General features: G+C 74.2%; 11 protein-coding genes. 6 read left to right on the forward strand and 5 right to left on the reverse strand.

The genetic code is table 11. The annotated features are described in order from the left end of the window. The first annotated feature begins 21 nt into the window (after positions 1-21). Entirely contained in the window at positions 22-441 is a 420-nt protein-coding gene (locus VM95_RS07370; protein ID WP_045693241.1) for a hypothetical protein, read from the forward strand. A gap of 12 nt (positions 442-453) precedes the next feature. Here VM95_RS07370 and VM95_RS07375 read toward each other — a convergent pair whose 3' ends face one another. From VM95_RS07375 to VM95_RS07385, 3 genes are all read right to left on the reverse strand, one after another. Next, complete coding sequence (locus tag VM95_RS07375; RefSeq protein ID WP_045693242.1) at positions 454-1,131, reverse strand: hypothetical protein; 678 nt, start codon at positions 1,129-1,131, stop codon at positions 454-456. A 125-nt stretch (positions 1,132-1,256) separates the two neighbouring features. Continuing rightward, positions 1,257-1,478 carry a hypothetical protein gene (locus VM95_RS07380; protein WP_045693243.1) on the reverse strand — a complete coding sequence of 74 codons (222 nt, stop codon included), beginning with the start codon at positions 1,476-1,478 and terminating at the stop codon, positions 1,257-1,259. 103 nt (positions 1,479-1,581) lie between these two features. Further along, the gene (locus VM95_RS07385) at positions 1,582-5,475 is read right to left on the reverse strand and encodes an amino acid adenylation domain-containing protein (protein ID WP_045693244.1); all 3,894 of its coding nucleotides are present in this window, start codon (positions 5,473-5,475) and stop codon (positions 1,582-1,584) included. A 299-nt stretch (positions 5,476-5,774) separates the two neighbouring features. On the opposite strand from VM95_RS07385, the gene VM95_RS43600 reads away from it, so the two are divergent. The 4 genes from VM95_RS43600 (at position 5,775) to VM95_RS07405 (ending at position 10,257) form a co-directional block, all read left to right on the forward strand. Then, positions 5,775-6,548 carry a GNAT family N-acetyltransferase gene (locus tag VM95_RS43600; RefSeq protein WP_052707186.1) on the forward strand — a complete coding sequence of 258 codons (774 nt, stop codon included), beginning with the start codon at positions 5,775-5,777 and terminating at the stop codon, positions 6,546-6,548. Positions 6,549-6,843: 295 nt separating this feature from the next. Further along, positions 6,844-8,106 (forward strand): MurT ligase domain-containing protein, encoded by a 1,263-nt coding sequence (locus tag VM95_RS07395; protein ID WP_045693245.1) that lies wholly within the window; start codon positions 6,844-6,846, stop codon positions 8,104-8,106. Positions 8,107-8,152: 46 nt separating this feature from the next. Then, on the forward strand, positions 8,153-8,881 hold the full coding sequence (locus tag VM95_RS07400; protein WP_045693246.1) for a type 1 glutamine amidotransferase: 729 nt from the start codon (positions 8,153-8,155) through the stop codon (positions 8,879-8,881). Between the two features lie 350 nt (positions 8,882-9,231). Continuing rightward, positions 9,232-10,257, forward strand: coding sequence for a 6-phosphofructokinase (locus VM95_RS07405; protein ID WP_045693247.1), 1,026 nt, complete (start codon positions 9,232-9,234; stop codon positions 10,255-10,257). A gap of 183 nt (positions 10,258-10,440) precedes the next feature. On the opposite strand, the gene VM95_RS07410 is transcribed toward VM95_RS07405, so the two are convergent. Further along, positions 10,441-10,800, reverse strand: coding sequence for a hypothetical protein (locus VM95_RS07410; RefSeq protein ID WP_045693248.1), 360 nt, complete (start codon positions 10,798-10,800; stop codon positions 10,441-10,443). A 350-nt stretch (positions 10,801-11,150) separates the two neighbouring features. On the opposite strand from VM95_RS07410, the gene abc-f reads away from it, so the two are divergent. Next, the gene (abc-f, locus tag VM95_RS07415; protein WP_045693249.1) at positions 11,151-12,785 is read left to right on the forward strand and encodes a ribosomal protection-like ABC-F family protein; all 1,635 of its coding nucleotides are present in this window, start codon (positions 11,151-11,153) and stop codon (positions 12,783-12,785) included. A gap of 35 nt (positions 12,786-12,820) precedes the next feature. On the opposite strand, the gene VM95_RS07420 is transcribed toward abc-f, so the two are convergent. Further along, positions 12,821-13,795: a LysR family transcriptional regulator gene (locus VM95_RS07420; protein ID WP_045693250.1), complete on the reverse strand. Its 975-nt coding sequence runs from the start codon at positions 13,793-13,795 to the stop codon at positions 12,821-12,823. Positions 13,796-13,804 lie beyond the last annotated feature (9 nt).

The raw sequence follows: 13,804 nt of genomic DNA on the forward strand, positions 1-13,804 counted from the left end.
CGTTCGGGCAGGGTGGAGGGCATGGAGCACTCGAAGCCTTCCTCGCGCCGAGCCCACCACTGGCGCCGCGACGCCGTCGAACTCGCCGCCGTCTTCCTCTCGGTGACCGCGGCCGACCTGGTGGCGAAGATCGTCGCCCGGGGCCCGGACGGCCCGGCGGTCCTCGCCGCCTCGGCGGTCGCCCTGGTGGCCGTCGCCCTGCTGCACACCTGGTGGTCGCCGCACGCCCCGCCGCCGACCACGCTCTGGCGGGTGCGCGCCGCGCCCCTCGCCCACACCCACGCGGCCCTGGCCGACCACGAGATCACCCTGCTGTCGCTGCACCCCGGCACCGGGGAGCTCTTCCTGCGCACCCCCCGCTCGCTCTCCCCCGGCGCCCTGGCCGGCCTCCTCACCGCCACCGGCCACACCCTGGCGGACTCCCCCACCCGGATCGCCTGACGCGGTCCGGCGTCAGGCCTCGACCTCGACGGCGGTGCGGATCTCCAGCGCGCGCTCGGCCAGGTCCTGCGGCCGGACCGCACCCGTCAGGTCGTCGACGAAGCCGACCGTGGTCCCGTCCGCCCACACGCAGATCGCCGTCCTGGAACCGGTGTCGGTGGGGACCGTCGCGCACTGGAGCACGCCACCGAGCGAGCCGGTCGGGTAGTCCTGGCGGTCCGTCACGTTCCCGCCCGACACGCCGGGCGCGGTCGGGTGGCCGAAGTACTTGTCCAGCTCCATCCGGGCGTCCGGGAAGCTCCCGGTCAGTCCGACGAACAGGAGTGTGCTCCCGCCCGACCCGCCGGTCCCGTAGCCGACCACCTCCAGCTGCCGGTACGGGCTCAGCGCGGTCAGCCCCGGCCGGAAGTCGCTCCGGGCGGCGGTGACCCACTTGTCGTCCGGCATCCGCACCTGGTCGCCGATCCGGTCCGCCAGCGCGATCCGGTGCGCCGGCGGTGCGCCCGCCCCGGTGACGGCGGCCACGGTCAGGGCGGTGAACAGGCCCACGACCACCACGACCGCCGCGATCACCTTCCGCGACACCCGGCGGTACCAGGGCAGCGGCGCCACGGGCCGGGTGGTGTTCGCCCAGATCGCCTGCAGGCCGGTCGGCTGCTCGCCCGGGTCGGTGCGGTCGGTCTCGGTCATGTCGTCAGTCCATCCAGCGGGCCGGCGGGAAAAGGGGCGAACGGGGCCGAACGCGTGCACGAACGGCGGCGCTCAGGGTACGTCAGTTCGCCGACGACCCGTCCACCCCTTTTCCGAGGCCCTGCTCAGCCGCCGTTCGACGGCTGCACGACGCACGCCGAGTTGGCGAGCATCGAGCCGAAGCCGCCGAGCAGCGTGCCGACCACCGTCCGGCAGGCGGCGGCCTCCTGGGCGTTCTTCGGCCCGTGGTTGTTGCTGTCGGCGGCGGCCGGCTGGGCGAGGGCGAGCGGCGCTGCCAGCAGCAGGGCGCAGCAGGCGGTGGTCAGCGCGGACTTCAGAGCGGTCATCGGGGAGCCCCTTCGGAGAGTCGGATCGGCGGTGAGCCGAGCCATCCCTATCCGAAGGGGCTCCCTCGTGTGCGGACGCTGCGCCGTCCGAGGGCGTGTCGGGTCAGCGCCCGGCGGCCTCGCGTTCCACGGCGCCGATCGCGGCGGCGAGTTCGAGCACGCCGTGCTCCTTCAGCACCGCGTAGTGGTCGCCGGCGAGTTCGACCACGGTGGGCGGGGCGGCGCTGTAGCCGCTGCTGCCCTCGATGAAGGAGTAGTCGTCGCCGGCGGCCTTGAAGACGGTGACCGGCGCGTCCAGCCGCCGCTCGGCGAGCTCGCGGAAGCTGTAGTCGAACTCGTAGGTCTCGCCGACGATCCGGGTGATCCGCCGGATCAGTTCCTCGTCCAGTTCCGGCAGCATCCGGTGGACGAACCGGACGAAGCCGTCCTCGTCCGCCGCCTCGGCCAGGCAGCGCTCCCGGTCGGGGCCGCTGATCGTGCCGGCGAACACCGAGAACAGGATGGACAGGTACGCCGGGTTGGCGTACGAGGACTCCCGGCCCCACCGCTCGCCCTCGCGGGCGCGGACCTTCGGGTTGCCCGGGCAGATCAGCAGCAGGTTCTCCACCCGCTGGCCGGCCTGCTCCAGCTGCCAGGCCGCTTCGAAGGCGACCCGGGCGCCGAAGGAGTAGCCCCACAGCGTGTACGGGCCCTCGGGCTGCACCCGCCGCAGTTCGGCGATGTCGGCGGCGGCCATCTCGCGGATGGTGGCGTACGGGGTCTCGCCGGCGTTGATGCCGTGCGACTGGACGCCGTAGAAGGCGCGGCCCGCGCCGGCCTCGCGGCCGAGCACCCGCAGGTTCATCGGGTAGCCGCCGAGCCCCGGCCAGCAGAACACCGGACTCCTGGTGTCGCCCGGCCCCCGCTGGTCCGGGTTGAGCGGGACGAGCCGGGAGACGGTGCCCGCGGCGCCGTTCAGGTCCCGCTCGACCCGGGCGGCCAGTTCGCCCAGCCGCGGGCACTCGAACAGCACCTGGAGCGGCAGCGTGGTGCCGAGCTCGCGGTTGATCCGGTTGACCAGGGCGACGGCGATCAGCGAGTTGCCGCCGACCGAGAAGAACTCGTCGGTGAGCGAGGCATCCTCGTAGTTCAGCGCCCGCCCCCAGAACCCGGCCAGCCGGCGCTCCACCTCGCTGCTCGGGGCGACGTACTCGCCGCGCACGTCGGCGGTGCGCACCGTGTCGGAGGCGGCGAGCGTCCTGAGGTCGACCTTGCCGTTGGCGGTCAGCGGCAGCGCGTCGAGGACCAGCACCCGGTTGGGCAGCATGTAGTCCGGCAGCAGGGTGGCCAGTTCGTCCTTGATGATCTCGGCCGGGCCCTTCATGTGGACGGCGTCCTCGCGCATGTCCTCGCCGCGGATCTGGTCCTCGCTGACCTTCCCGCCGAGGAAGAAGTACGAGGGGCCGGCGGCCAGGCCGGCCGACTCCAGGATCGCGTCGACGCGGCGCGCGGCGGGCAGCGGGTGGCCGGTCTTGGAGCTGTAGCCGGAGGACATGAAGCCCAGGCCCAGGCCGTTGCGCTGGAGGCGGTGCGCCTGGGTGCCGAGCGCGATGTACTCCAGCCACTCCTCGCCCGCGCCGGCCCGGCCGACCGCGGTGACGCCGAAGGAGGCCCGGGCGTACACCGCCTGGTTGATCGCGATCACGTGCCGGGCTTCGACGACCTCGTCCGCGAGGTGTGTCAACTCGCCGTCCGCGTACCGGTAGAAGCCGCCCGGCAGGCCGTCGATCCGGCCCTCGTGGGCCTGCAGGTACAGCTCGACGGGTATGCCGCGCCGCTCGCCGCCGCCGCGGCCGATCTCGAAGGCGCCCAGGTAGTGGTCCTCCTCGGCGACGTCCAGGCGCTCCCGGGCGGCCGGGTCGAGGCCGAGCGGCCGCACGGCCAGCCCGTACTCGGGCAGCACCTCCTCGAAGACGCCGAGCATGTGGCCGGTCTCGAACTCCAGCACCTCGCGGATGTTGTTCTTGTAGACCGGCTCGATGGCGGCGGTCTTCCCGGCGAAGTGCAGGGTCAGGTACGGCTGCGGGCGGGTCGGCGCGTCCGCGGTGCGGATCAGGGCGTGGTCGACCGGGTGGTAGTAGTACACGCCGGCCGCGAGCCCGTCCAGGCCGCCGGTCTCCAGGTACAGCTGGGTCGCGTACAGCGCGCCGGGCGAGGCGTAGGCGTACTTGGGCAGCAGCCGCTCGGTGCTGTGGAACTGGCCGAACCACCGCAGGATGCGGCCGAGTTCGGGCAGGCTCAGCAGGGCGAGGTCGCGGCCGAAGGCGCCGGCCGGGCGGGGGGCGAGCAGCGCGAGCAGGTCGTCCCGGGTGACCGGGCCGCCCTCGTAGAAGCGGTAGGTCTTGCGGGCGAAGACCGCGCGGCGCTGGTTCTCGGTCTCCCGGCGGCCGGGCAGGTCGATCCGCTCGCGCCCGGCGAGCCGGGCGGGGTCGCGCAGGCCCGGGTCGGAGAGCTGGGCGCGGACCTGCAGCCGGCTGGCCTTGGACTGGTGGTGGCCGCCGTGCACGCCCTGGTCCATCAGGGCGGCCTCGCGGGGGTTGAGCTCGACGCAGGCGACCAGGTTCTGGTGCCCGGTGCGCTCGTCGGCGGTGACGACGGCGGCGGAGCGGCGCACCCAGGTGTGCTCCTCGATCGCGCGGGCGATCTCGTCCAGTTCGACCCGGTGGCCGCGCAGCTTGACCTGGTTGTCGACCCGCCCGGCGAACTGGAGGGTGCCGTCCGGGTTCCACTGCGCGAGGTCGCCGGTGCTGTACAGCCGCTCGGCGGGCGCGAACGGGGAGGGCACGAAGCGCTGGGCGGTCAGCTCGGGCCGGTTGAGGTAGCCGCGGGCCAGCTGGACGCCGCCGATGAAGAGCTCGCCGACGCTGCCGAGGCCGACCGGCGCCAGCTTCTCGTCCAGGATGTAGCACTGGGTGTTGTCCACCGGGCGCCCGATCGGCACCGAGCCGCTGCCGTCGCCGAGGTCGGCCTGGTCGACGAGCTGCGCGGTGGCGTTGATGGTGCACTCGGTCGGGCCGTACAGGTTGACCAGCGCGGCGCCGGGCAGCGCGCGGCCCAGGTCGTGGGCGAGCCGCCGGGACAGCGCCTCGCCGCCGGCGAACACCCTGGTCAGGCCGGTGCACTCGGTGAAGCCCTCGGTGTCCAGCAGGGCCCGCAGCAGGGTCGGCACGCACTGCAGCGTGGTCACGCCGTGCCGCTGGACGGCGGCCACCAGGGCCTCCGGGTCCCGGTGCAGGCCGGGCGCGCCGGCCACCACGCGGGCGCCGACGGCCGGGGCCAGGATCTCCCACTGGGCGGCGTCGAAGCTCATCGGGGTCTTCTGCAGCACGGTCGCCTCGGGGTCGAGGTGGCCGGCGCCGAGCAGCCAGCGCAGCTGGGAGACCACCGAGCGGTGCTCGATCATGACGCCCTTCGGGCGGCCGGTGCTGCCCGAGGTGTAGATCACGTAGGCCAGTTCCTCCGGCTGCGGGCCCTCGCCCTCGACCCGGGCCCGGCCGGCCCGCGCCTCCTCGACGGTGAGGACCGCGGTGCCGCGCGGGGCCAGCGCGGTCAGCCGCTCCCGCAGGTGCTCCTGGGTGAGGACGACGCGGGTGCCGCTGTCCTCCAGCATGAAGCGCAGCCGGTCCTCGGGGTACTCGGGCGCCAGCGGCAGGTAGCCGGCCCCGGCGTACAGGATGCCCCAGGCCCCGGCGACCAGGTCCGTCGACGGCTCGGCGAAGAGGCCGACGCAGCCGTCCGGCCCGGCGCCCAGTTCGCGCAGCCGCGCGGCGAGCCGGCGGGCCTCGTCGGACAGCTCCAGGTAGGACAGCTCGCGCCCGTCCCCGACCACGGCCGGGGAGGCGGACCGGACGCGGACCTGACGGTCGAGCAGATCGGTGAGCGCGCTGCCGGCCGGTGCCCGGCGGGCGTGCGGGACGGCAGGGGTGTCGGTACGAGGGGTGGACGGGGTGAACAACATGGGAAAACCTTTGCTGGACGGAGAGTTGACAAGGCGCTCCGATTGGGGCACGCCGCGATCAGGCTCCACCGTCGCCCGCCCGTTGTCCCAGTCACAAGGGATGCAGGTCTGAACCTCTGGCCGGTTTGTCCCGAGCCTTGGCGCGTTCCCGATCATGCCGCCGGGCCCGCCCGGCCTCGGCGCGCTTCCGGTCGCGCCCCCACACGCCCCAGGAGTCCCAGGCGTCTCAGGGGCCCAGGCATTCGTGCGTTCACGATCACGTAACCGGGCGGAAGCGCGGTCTCGGTAGCGTCAGCGGCATGACGGCATCACGCACTCGCCTCGAACGGTTCTGGCACCGGCCCTTCCGCAGGTCCGACCGCAGGTGTGCGTCGCCCGAGGGCCGGGCCGCCCGGCTGCCCGCGCTCACCGGCGGCCCGTTCCGCCTCGCCCGCCCGCACCCGCCGGTCGACCGGCACCCGGCGCCGGCACCGGCGGCGCTGCCCCCGCTGCGGTCACTGCCGTCACCGGCGCCCCTGCCGTCCCTGCCGTCCCTGCCGTCGCCGCCGGGCCCGTCCCGGTTGTCCCTGGCGGATGGGACCGAGCTCCTGGTCCGCCCGGCCGGTCCCGGCGACCGGACGGCCGCGCTGGCGATGCACGAGCGCTGCTCCCCCGCCTCGCTGCGGCTGCGCTACCACGGCCCGGTCCGCGACGCCGGCCGCTACCTGGACCACCTGCTGGACGCCCGGCACGGCCGCAGCCTCGCCGTGACGGCCCCGGACGGGCGGATCGTCGCGCTCGGGCACCTGATGTGGGACGACGGCGAGGCCGAACTGGCCGTCCTGGTCGAGGACGCCTGGCAGCGGCACGGGCTGGGGACGCTGCTGCTGCGCCGGCTCGCCGCGACGGCCCTGGCCGCCGGGATCGGCACGGTCTACGCCGTCACGCACGCGGGCAACGCCGGGCTGATCGCCGCGATGCGCCGGCTCGCCGCGCCGCTGGACATCCGCGCGGACGGCGGCACCCTGGTGATCACCGCCACGCTGGCGGCGGAGGAGGAGCCGGCCGCCCCCGCCGGTCGGACCGGCCGCTGATCGTACCGTCGTCCCGTCGCCGCCCGGCGCCCTCCCGCGGCGCCGGCGGGCGCGCCGACCCGGCGCGAGCGGGAACCCCGGGCGGCCCCACGGCGTCCTCGACCGTGACCGGCCCGTCCGTACACCGCCCTCCTCGACGGCCCGTCAGCAGCCCCGCCGACCGCGTCGCAGCAGGCGGCGTGGGGTCCGGATCGTGGAGCCGGGCGACGGAGTCGGTAGGCTGATCCCGTCCCCGCCGCCCGCCGGCCCGTTGTCCGGCCCCGGGCGGTGCCGCAGCAAGGAGGAACCACTGAGCATGGCAGGCACCGAATCGGAGCCCACAGGCGCACGCGACGCCTCGCTGCCGGCCCGCGCGAAGATCGCGGTCACGGCCGGGCGGGTCGCCGCCGCGGTGTCCCGCAAGGCCGGGCGCGGAAGCGGCTCGGTGATCGGCGGCAAGGTCGCCCTCAAGCTCGACCCCGACCTGCTCGCCACCCTCGCCGACCACCTGGACGTCGTCCTGGTCAGCGCGACCAACGGCAAGACCACCACCACCCGCCTGATCGCCGAGGCGCTGCGCGCCGCCGGCCCGGTGGTCTCCAACGCCCTCGGCGCCAACATGCCGGCCGGCATCACCTCCGCCCTGGCGGGCGGCACCGACGCCCGCTTCGGCGTCATCGAGGTCGACGAGAAGTACCTGGCGACGGTCGCCCGCGACACCCGCCCCAAGGCGATCGCCCTGCTCAACCTCTCCCGCGACCAGCTCGACCGCGCCGCCGAGACCCGGATGATGGCCGAGAAGTGGCGCGAGGGCCTGCAGGACACCGAGGCCGTGGTCATCGCCAACGCCGACGACCCGCTGGTGACCTGGGCCGCCTCCTCCTGCAAGAAGGTGGTCTGGGTGGCCGCCGGACAGGCCTGGAAGGAGGACGCCTGGTCCTGCCCCGCCTGCGGCGGCGTGATGCAGCGCCCCGGCGACGACTGGTTCTGCCAGGACTGCGGCTTCCGGCGCCCCAACCCGCACTGGGCGCTCCAGGGCACCCACGTGATCGACCCGCAGCGCGGCGCCTGGCCGATCCAGCTGCAGCTGCCCGGCCGGGCCAACCTGGCCAACGCCACCACCTCGGCCGCCGTCGCCGCCGTCTTCGGCGTCGCCCCGCAGGTCGCGCTGGAGCGGATGCAGTCGGTGGCCGCCGTGGCCGGCCGCTACGACGTCGTCCAGTACCAGGGCCGGGACATCCGGCTGCTGCTGGCCAAGAACCCGGCCGGCTGGCTGGAGACGTTCTCGCTGATCGACGGCCCGCCGGCCCCGGTCATCCTGTCCGTCAACGCGCTCGACGCCGACGGCACCGACACCTCCTGGCTGTGGGACGTCGACTACGAGCGCCTCGCCGGGCACCCGGTGTTCGTGATGGGCCAGCGCAAGCTCGACCTGGCCGTGCGCCTGGAGGTCGCCGGGCTGCAGTTCCACGTCGTGGACTCGCTGGAGCAGGCCGTCCGGATGGCCCCGCCCGGCCGGATCGAGGCCATCGCCAACTACACCGCCTTCCAGCAGCTGCGGAAGGTCGTGGCCGGCTGATGCCGCGCCCGAACGCCCAACTTTTCGTGATGGAAGGCCTTCGAGGATGAGTGAGAGCAGCCTGCGCGTGGTCTGGGTCTACCCCGACCTGCTCAGCACCTACGGCGACCGCGGCAACGCCCTGGTCGTGGAGCGCCGGGCCCGCCAGCGCCACCTCAACGTGACCCGGATCGACGTCCGCTCCGACCAGGCGATCCCCACCAGCGGGGACATCTACCTGATCGGCGGCGGCGAGGACCGCCCGCAGCGGCTGGCCGCCGAGCGGCTGCGCGCCGACAGCGGCCTGGTCCGGGCCGCCGAGAACGGCGCGATCATCTTCGGCGTCTGCGCCGGCTTCCAGATCATGGGCCACGAGTTCATCAACGACCTCGGCGAGCGCGAGCCGGGCCTGGGCCTGCTCGACGTCTGGACCCGGCGCGGCGAGGGCGCCCGCTGCGTCGGCGACGTGCTGGCCGACGTCGACCCGCAGCTCGGCCTGCCGCAGCTGACCGGTTTCGAGAACCACCAGGGCGTCACCCAGCTCGGCCAGGGCGTCCGCCCGTTCGCCACGGTCGGCGTCGGCCGGGGCAACGGCACCGGCGACGGCACCGAGGGCGCCTGGCGGGACACCGTCTTCGGCACCTACCTGCACGGCCCGGTGCTGGCCCGCAACCCCGCCGTGGCCGACATGCTGATCAAGCTGGCGCTGGACGTCAACGCCCTGCCGCCGGCCGACACCACCTGGTACGACGCGCTGCGCGCCGAGCGCATCGCGGCCACGACGCGCCCCGCGTAGTACTCCGCGACGCCCCGACCGGTTGCCCGCAATGCGGGCAACCGGCCCGCGGGCGGCCCCGGACGTACGACAATGGGGCTGCCTACTGCACACCCTCCTCGGCAGCAGGCTGCACTTCCACGCGGGGGCGCCGACGGCGCCGCTCCCGCGTCGGCTCCTGCCCGGCCGGACCAGGGGCCGTATGCTCGACTTCGCGGCCGTTTTCGGGCGTTCCGTCCGGATTCGGCCGGTCCTCCACCTCGCGGCCACCTCCCCGCCACTGCGGTGCGGGAGCGCCCCGCCACGGTGGCGGCTCGTCGTTCCAGCCTGTAGTCCGGCCGTTCCTCGGTTGCTCGGGAGTTGCAAAGCTAATGCGTATCGGAGTGCTGACCAGCGGCGGTGACTGCCCCGGACTGAACGCCGTGATCCGTTCCGTGGTGCACCGGGGGGTGGTCGACCACGGCGACGAGATCATCGGGTTCCAGGACGGCTGGCGAGGTCTCCTGGAGGGCGTCCACCGCCCGCTGACCCTCGACTCGGTGAGCGGCATCCTCGCCCAGGGCGGCACCGTCCTCGGGTCCTCCCGGGTGCAGCCCAGCCACCTGCGGGACGGGGTCGAGCGGGCCAAGAAGTACTGCTCCGACCTCGGCATCGACGCCGTCATCCCGATCGGCGGCGAGGGCACCCTGAAGGCCGCCAAGCTGATGAGCGACGCCGGGCTCCCCGTCGTCGGCGTCCCGAAGACCATCGACAACGACATCGCCGCCACCGACGTCACCTTCGGCTTCGACACCGCCGTCTCGGTCGCCACCGAGGCACTGGACCGGCTGAAGACCACCGCCGAGTCCCACCAGCGGGTCATGGTCGTCGAGGTCATGGGCCGGCACACCGGCTGGATCGCGCTCAACGCCGGCATGGCGGCCGGCGCGCACGCCATCGTCGTCCCGGAGCGCCCCTTCCACATCGACAAGCTGACCGACGTCGTGCGCGAGCGCTTCGACCGGCAGAAGAAGTTCGCGATCGTGGTCTGCGCCGAAGGCGCCAAGCCCGAGCCCGGCACCATGCACTGGGAGGAGGGCAGCAAGGACATCTACGGCCACGAGCGGTTCACCGGCATCGCCACCCAGCTCTCCCGCGAGCTGGAGCACCGCCTCGGCAAGGAGGCCCGCCCGGTGATCCTCGGCCACACCCAGCGCGGCGGCACCCCGACCGCCTACGACCGGGTGCTCGCCACCCGCTTCGGCTGGCACGCCGTCGAGGCCGTCCACAAGGGCGCCTTCGGGCACATCACCGCGCTGCAGGGCACCAACATCAACCTGGTCCCGCTGGCCGAGGCGGTCGCCGAGCTGAAGACCGTCCCGCAGGAGCGCTACCAGGAGGCCGAGACGGTCATCTGACCGTCCGCCCCTCCGGCGCCCCCGGACGCGAAGTCCCGCTCCGGGGGCGCCCGGACGTGTTCCTCCACCGGGACACCCCGAACACCCCGTCCGCATCGGCGTCGTGCGACCGGCCCGCGACGCGGACCCGCCGGTGGTCGGCGGGTCCGCGTCGCGGGCCGTGTCCCCCGGTCGGGGGTGGCGTCAGGCCGGGACGACCCGGTAGCTCTGGGCCGGGAAGGGCAGGTTGGACTGGGCGAGCGAGCCGCTGAGCCACGAGTAGCTGCCGGTGCAGCCCGCGCCGGGGTAGAGCTGCACGGAGGCGGAGCCGTTGGCGACCTGGACCGACCGGGCGGGCGTCGACAGGGCGTGGCAGGTACCGAAGTCGTTGAGGTCGACCGTGGTCACCGCGCCGCTCCCGCCGGTGCCCGTGTAGAGGTAGGCGCCCGGCTGCAGCGGAGGCCAGCCGGCGGCCTGCGCCCCTCCGGCGCCGAGGCCCAGCACGGCCGCGGCCACGGCGGCCGTGACGGCCGAACTGCGGAGCACCGCCTTGGGAGTGAACATGTGAACCACCTTCCAATCGTGTGAGGGTGTTGCGGGACCGGCCTCCATCGTTCGTCCCGAACCTTCCTTCCGCATCAGTCATTTGACTGTACGTCGATCATCGGATCGCACGGCTTCGGAAGCGGCGCGCGAGGGCTGCTACAGTCGAGGGGACCTGTAGTCGTGTGATCGAGGAGTGGCAGACGTGGCGGGTGACGACGACATCTCCGGGTGAGATCCGGATCTGACGGCCACCGGCCGGTGCTCCAGCAGCGCCGCCGAGGTGGTCCGTTTCGTCGTACCCCTTTTCCCGTCCCCGCCCAGGGCAGAGGCCCGCCTTCCTGCCCTCGCTCTCCTTCGAGGTCATCTCCATGTCCGACGCTGCCGTCGTCTGCTCGAACGTCTCCTTCGCCTGGCCCGACGACACCCCGGTCTTCCACGACCTGTCCTTCACCGTTCCCGCCGGCCGCACCGGCCTGGTCGCCCCCAACGGCTCCGGCAAGAGCACCCTGCTCAAGCTGATCGCCGGCGAACTCCGGCCCGCCACCGGCTCGGTGACGGTCACCGGCAGGCTCGGGCACCTGCGCCAGAGCCTGCCGCTGAGCGCCGACCTCACCGTCGCCGAGGTGCTCGACGTCGCCGGGATCATCCGCGCCATCGACGCCGTGGAATCCGGGGACGTCGACGAGCGGCACTTCACCACCATCGGCGACGACTGGGACATCGAGGAGCGCACCCGCGCCCAGCTCGACCGGCTCGGCCTGACCGGCCTGACCCTGGACCGCAGCCTGAGCACGCTCAGCGGCGGCCAGATCGTCTCCCTCGGCCTCGCCGCCCAACTCCTCAAGCGCCCCGACGTGTTGCTGCTCGACGAGCCGACCAACAACCTCGACGCGCGCGCCCGGCACCAGCTCTACGACGTGCTGACGGACTTCACCGGCTGCCTGCTGCTGGTCAGCCACGACCGCGCGCTGCTGGACCGCATGCAGTCCATCGCCGAACTCGACGCCGGCGAACTGCGCTTCCACGGCGGCAACTTCACCGCCTACCAGGAGGCCGTCCGGGCCGAGCAGGAGGTCGCCGAGAAGAACGTCCGCAACGCCGAGCAGGAACTCAAGCGCGAGAAGCGGGAGATGCAGCAGGCCCGCGAACGCGCCGAGCGCCGCCAGAGCAACGCCGCCCGCAACCTCAAGAACGCCGGCCTGCCCCGCATCTTCGCCGGAACCATGAAGCGCGGCGCCCAGGAGTCCGCCGGCCGGGCCGGGCAGACGCACGCGGCCCGGGTCAGCGAGGCGAGGGCCCGGCTCGACGAGGCCGGACGAGCCCTGCGCGAGGAGCAGCGCCTCGCCCTGGACCTGCCCGACACCCAGGTGCCCGCCGGACGCAACCTCTTCCTCGGCGAGGGGCTGCAGGTGCGCCACGCCGGCCGGCCGGTGTTCGCCGACCACGGCGTCGACCTGAGCATCCGCGGCCCCGAGCGGATCGCGCTGACCGGGCCCAACGGCGCCGGGAAGAGCACCCTGCTGTGCCTGGTCACCGGCGAACTCGCCCCGGACGGCGGGGAGATCAGGCGCAGCGACGGTCGGATCGCGTACCTCTCCCAGCGCCTGGACCTGCTGGACCTCGACCGCACCGTGGCGGAGAACTTCGCCGCCTTCGCCCCCGAGCGGCCCGAGGCGGAGCGGATGAACCTGCTCGCCCGCTTCCTGTTCCGCGGCGCCCGCGCCCACCTGCCGGTCGGGGTGCTGTCCGGCGGGGAGCGGCTGCGCGCCACCCTGGCCTGCGTGCTGTGCGCGGAACCGGCGCCGCAGCTGCTGCTGCTCGACGAGCCGACCAACAACCTCGACCTGGTCAGCGCGGGCCAGTTGGAGAGCGCGCTGAACTCCTACCGGGGCGCGTTCCTGGTGGTCAGCCACGACGAGCGCTTCCTCGCCGAGATCGGGGTGAACCGCTGGCTCCGGCTGGCCGACGGCGGGCTGGAGGAGGGCGCGGCCCCGGCGGTGTGAGCCGGCGCCGGTCGGGCCGCCCTACCGGCAACGGCCTACCGGCGGTCGGCCCGGTGTGCGGGCGGGAGTCCGGGTGGGAGTCCGGCCGGGAGTGCGGGCGGTTCGGGCAGCCAGTCGCGGGTGGGGTCGTACTCCAGCCAGCGGCTGCGCCCGGCCTCCTCGGCGCAGGCGGCGGCGAGGTCGTTCAGCCCCGGGTGCCCGTTCCCGGTGCACCACAGCAGCGACCAGGCGTACAGCGGCGTGGGGTCGACCAGCGGGACGGAGCGCAGCCCCGGCACGTCCGGCAGCGGCACGTCGGCGGGCACCAGCGCGAACGCCCTTGGCTCGCCCGCCACTTCGGCCAGGAAGTGGGCGAGGCCCAGGTTGACGCCGGTGGCCGTGCGCCGGACGCCGAACCGGTCGGCGAACCGCCGCAGGAAGTCGAGCCGGTCCAGCGCGCCGGGCGCCAGGAGCGTGCTGTCGCTCAACTGGTCCGGCCGCAGGGCCGGTTCGGCCGCGAGCGGGTGGTCGGTGCTCAGCACGGCGTCCACCGGTTCGAGCCGGACGAGGCGGTGGGCGAGCCCGGCGGGCAGCGGCGGGTGGACCCGGCCGAAGGCCGCGTCGATGTCGCCGTGCAGCAGCGCGGCCGTCGCCGAGGGCAGGTCGCGCCCGTGCCCCAGGGCCAGTTCCCCGGCCCGTCCGGCGACTTGGGCCAGGGTGCGCAGCGGCGCGTAGAGGTGCCCCCAGACGTCCACGCGCAGCGGACGGTCCGTCCCGGACACCGCCGCGACCGCGGCGTCGGCGGCGGCCACGGCCTGCCGGGCGGGCGGCAGGAAACGCCGCCCGGCCTCGGTGAGGCGCACCCCGTTGCCGCCGCGGTGCAGGAGCTCGGCGCCGAGCAGGGACTCCAGCCGCGCGATCCGCTTGGACAGCGCCTGCTGCGAGATGCCGAGCGCGGCGGCCGCCCGGCCGAAGTGCAGTTCCTCGGCGGTGCGCACGAAGGCCCGCACCTGCGCCACGTCGAGATCCATGGCCCCCAG

The sequence above is a fragment of the Streptomyces rubellomurinus genome (assembly GCF_000961885.1).
In the GTDB taxonomy this organism is placed as follows: Bacteria; Actinomycetota; Actinomycetes; order Streptomycetales; family Streptomycetaceae; genus Kitasatospora; species Kitasatospora rubellomurina.

Excerpts from the sequence above, each read along its gene's own strand:
- VM95_RS07400 (WP_045693246.1), top strand. The coding sequence starts at position 8,153 with ATGAGTGAGAGCAGCCTGCGCGTGGTCTGGGTCTACCCCGACCTGCTC.
- VM95_RS07405 (WP_045693247.1), top strand. The coding sequence starts at position 9,232 with ATGCGTATCGGAGTGCTGACCAGCGGCGGTGACTGCCCCGGACTGAAC.
- VM95_RS07380 (WP_045693243.1), bottom strand. The coding sequence starts at position 1,478 with ATGACCGCTCTGAAGTCCGCGCTGACCACCGCCTGCTGCGCCCTGCTG.
- VM95_RS07370 (WP_045693241.1), top strand. The coding sequence starts at position 22 with ATGGAGCACTCGAAGCCTTCCTCGCGCCGAGCCCACCACTGGCGCCGC.
- VM95_RS07395 (WP_045693245.1), top strand. The coding sequence starts at position 6,844 with ATGGCAGGCACCGAATCGGAGCCCACAGGCGCACGCGACGCCTCGCTG.
- VM95_RS07385 (WP_045693244.1), bottom strand. The coding sequence starts at position 5,475 with ATGTTGTTCACCCCGTCCACCCCTCGTACCGACACCCCTGCCGTCCCG.
- VM95_RS07420 (WP_045693250.1), bottom strand. The coding sequence starts at position 13,795 with ATGGATCTCGACGTGGCGCAGGTGCGGGCCTTCGTGCGCACCGCCGAG.
- VM95_RS07375 (WP_045693242.1), bottom strand. The coding sequence starts at position 1,131 with ATGACCGAGACCGACCGCACCGACCCGGGCGAGCAGCCGACCGGCCTG.
- abc-f (WP_045693249.1), top strand. The coding sequence starts at position 11,151 with ATGTCCGACGCTGCCGTCGTCTGCTCGAACGTCTCCTTCGCCTGGCCC.
- VM95_RS07410 (WP_045693248.1), bottom strand. The coding sequence starts at position 10,800 with ATGTTCACTCCCAAGGCGGTGCTCCGCAGTTCGGCCGTCACGGCCGCC.
- VM95_RS43600 (WP_052707186.1), top strand. The coding sequence starts at position 5,775 with ATGACGGCATCACGCACTCGCCTCGAACGGTTCTGGCACCGGCCCTTC.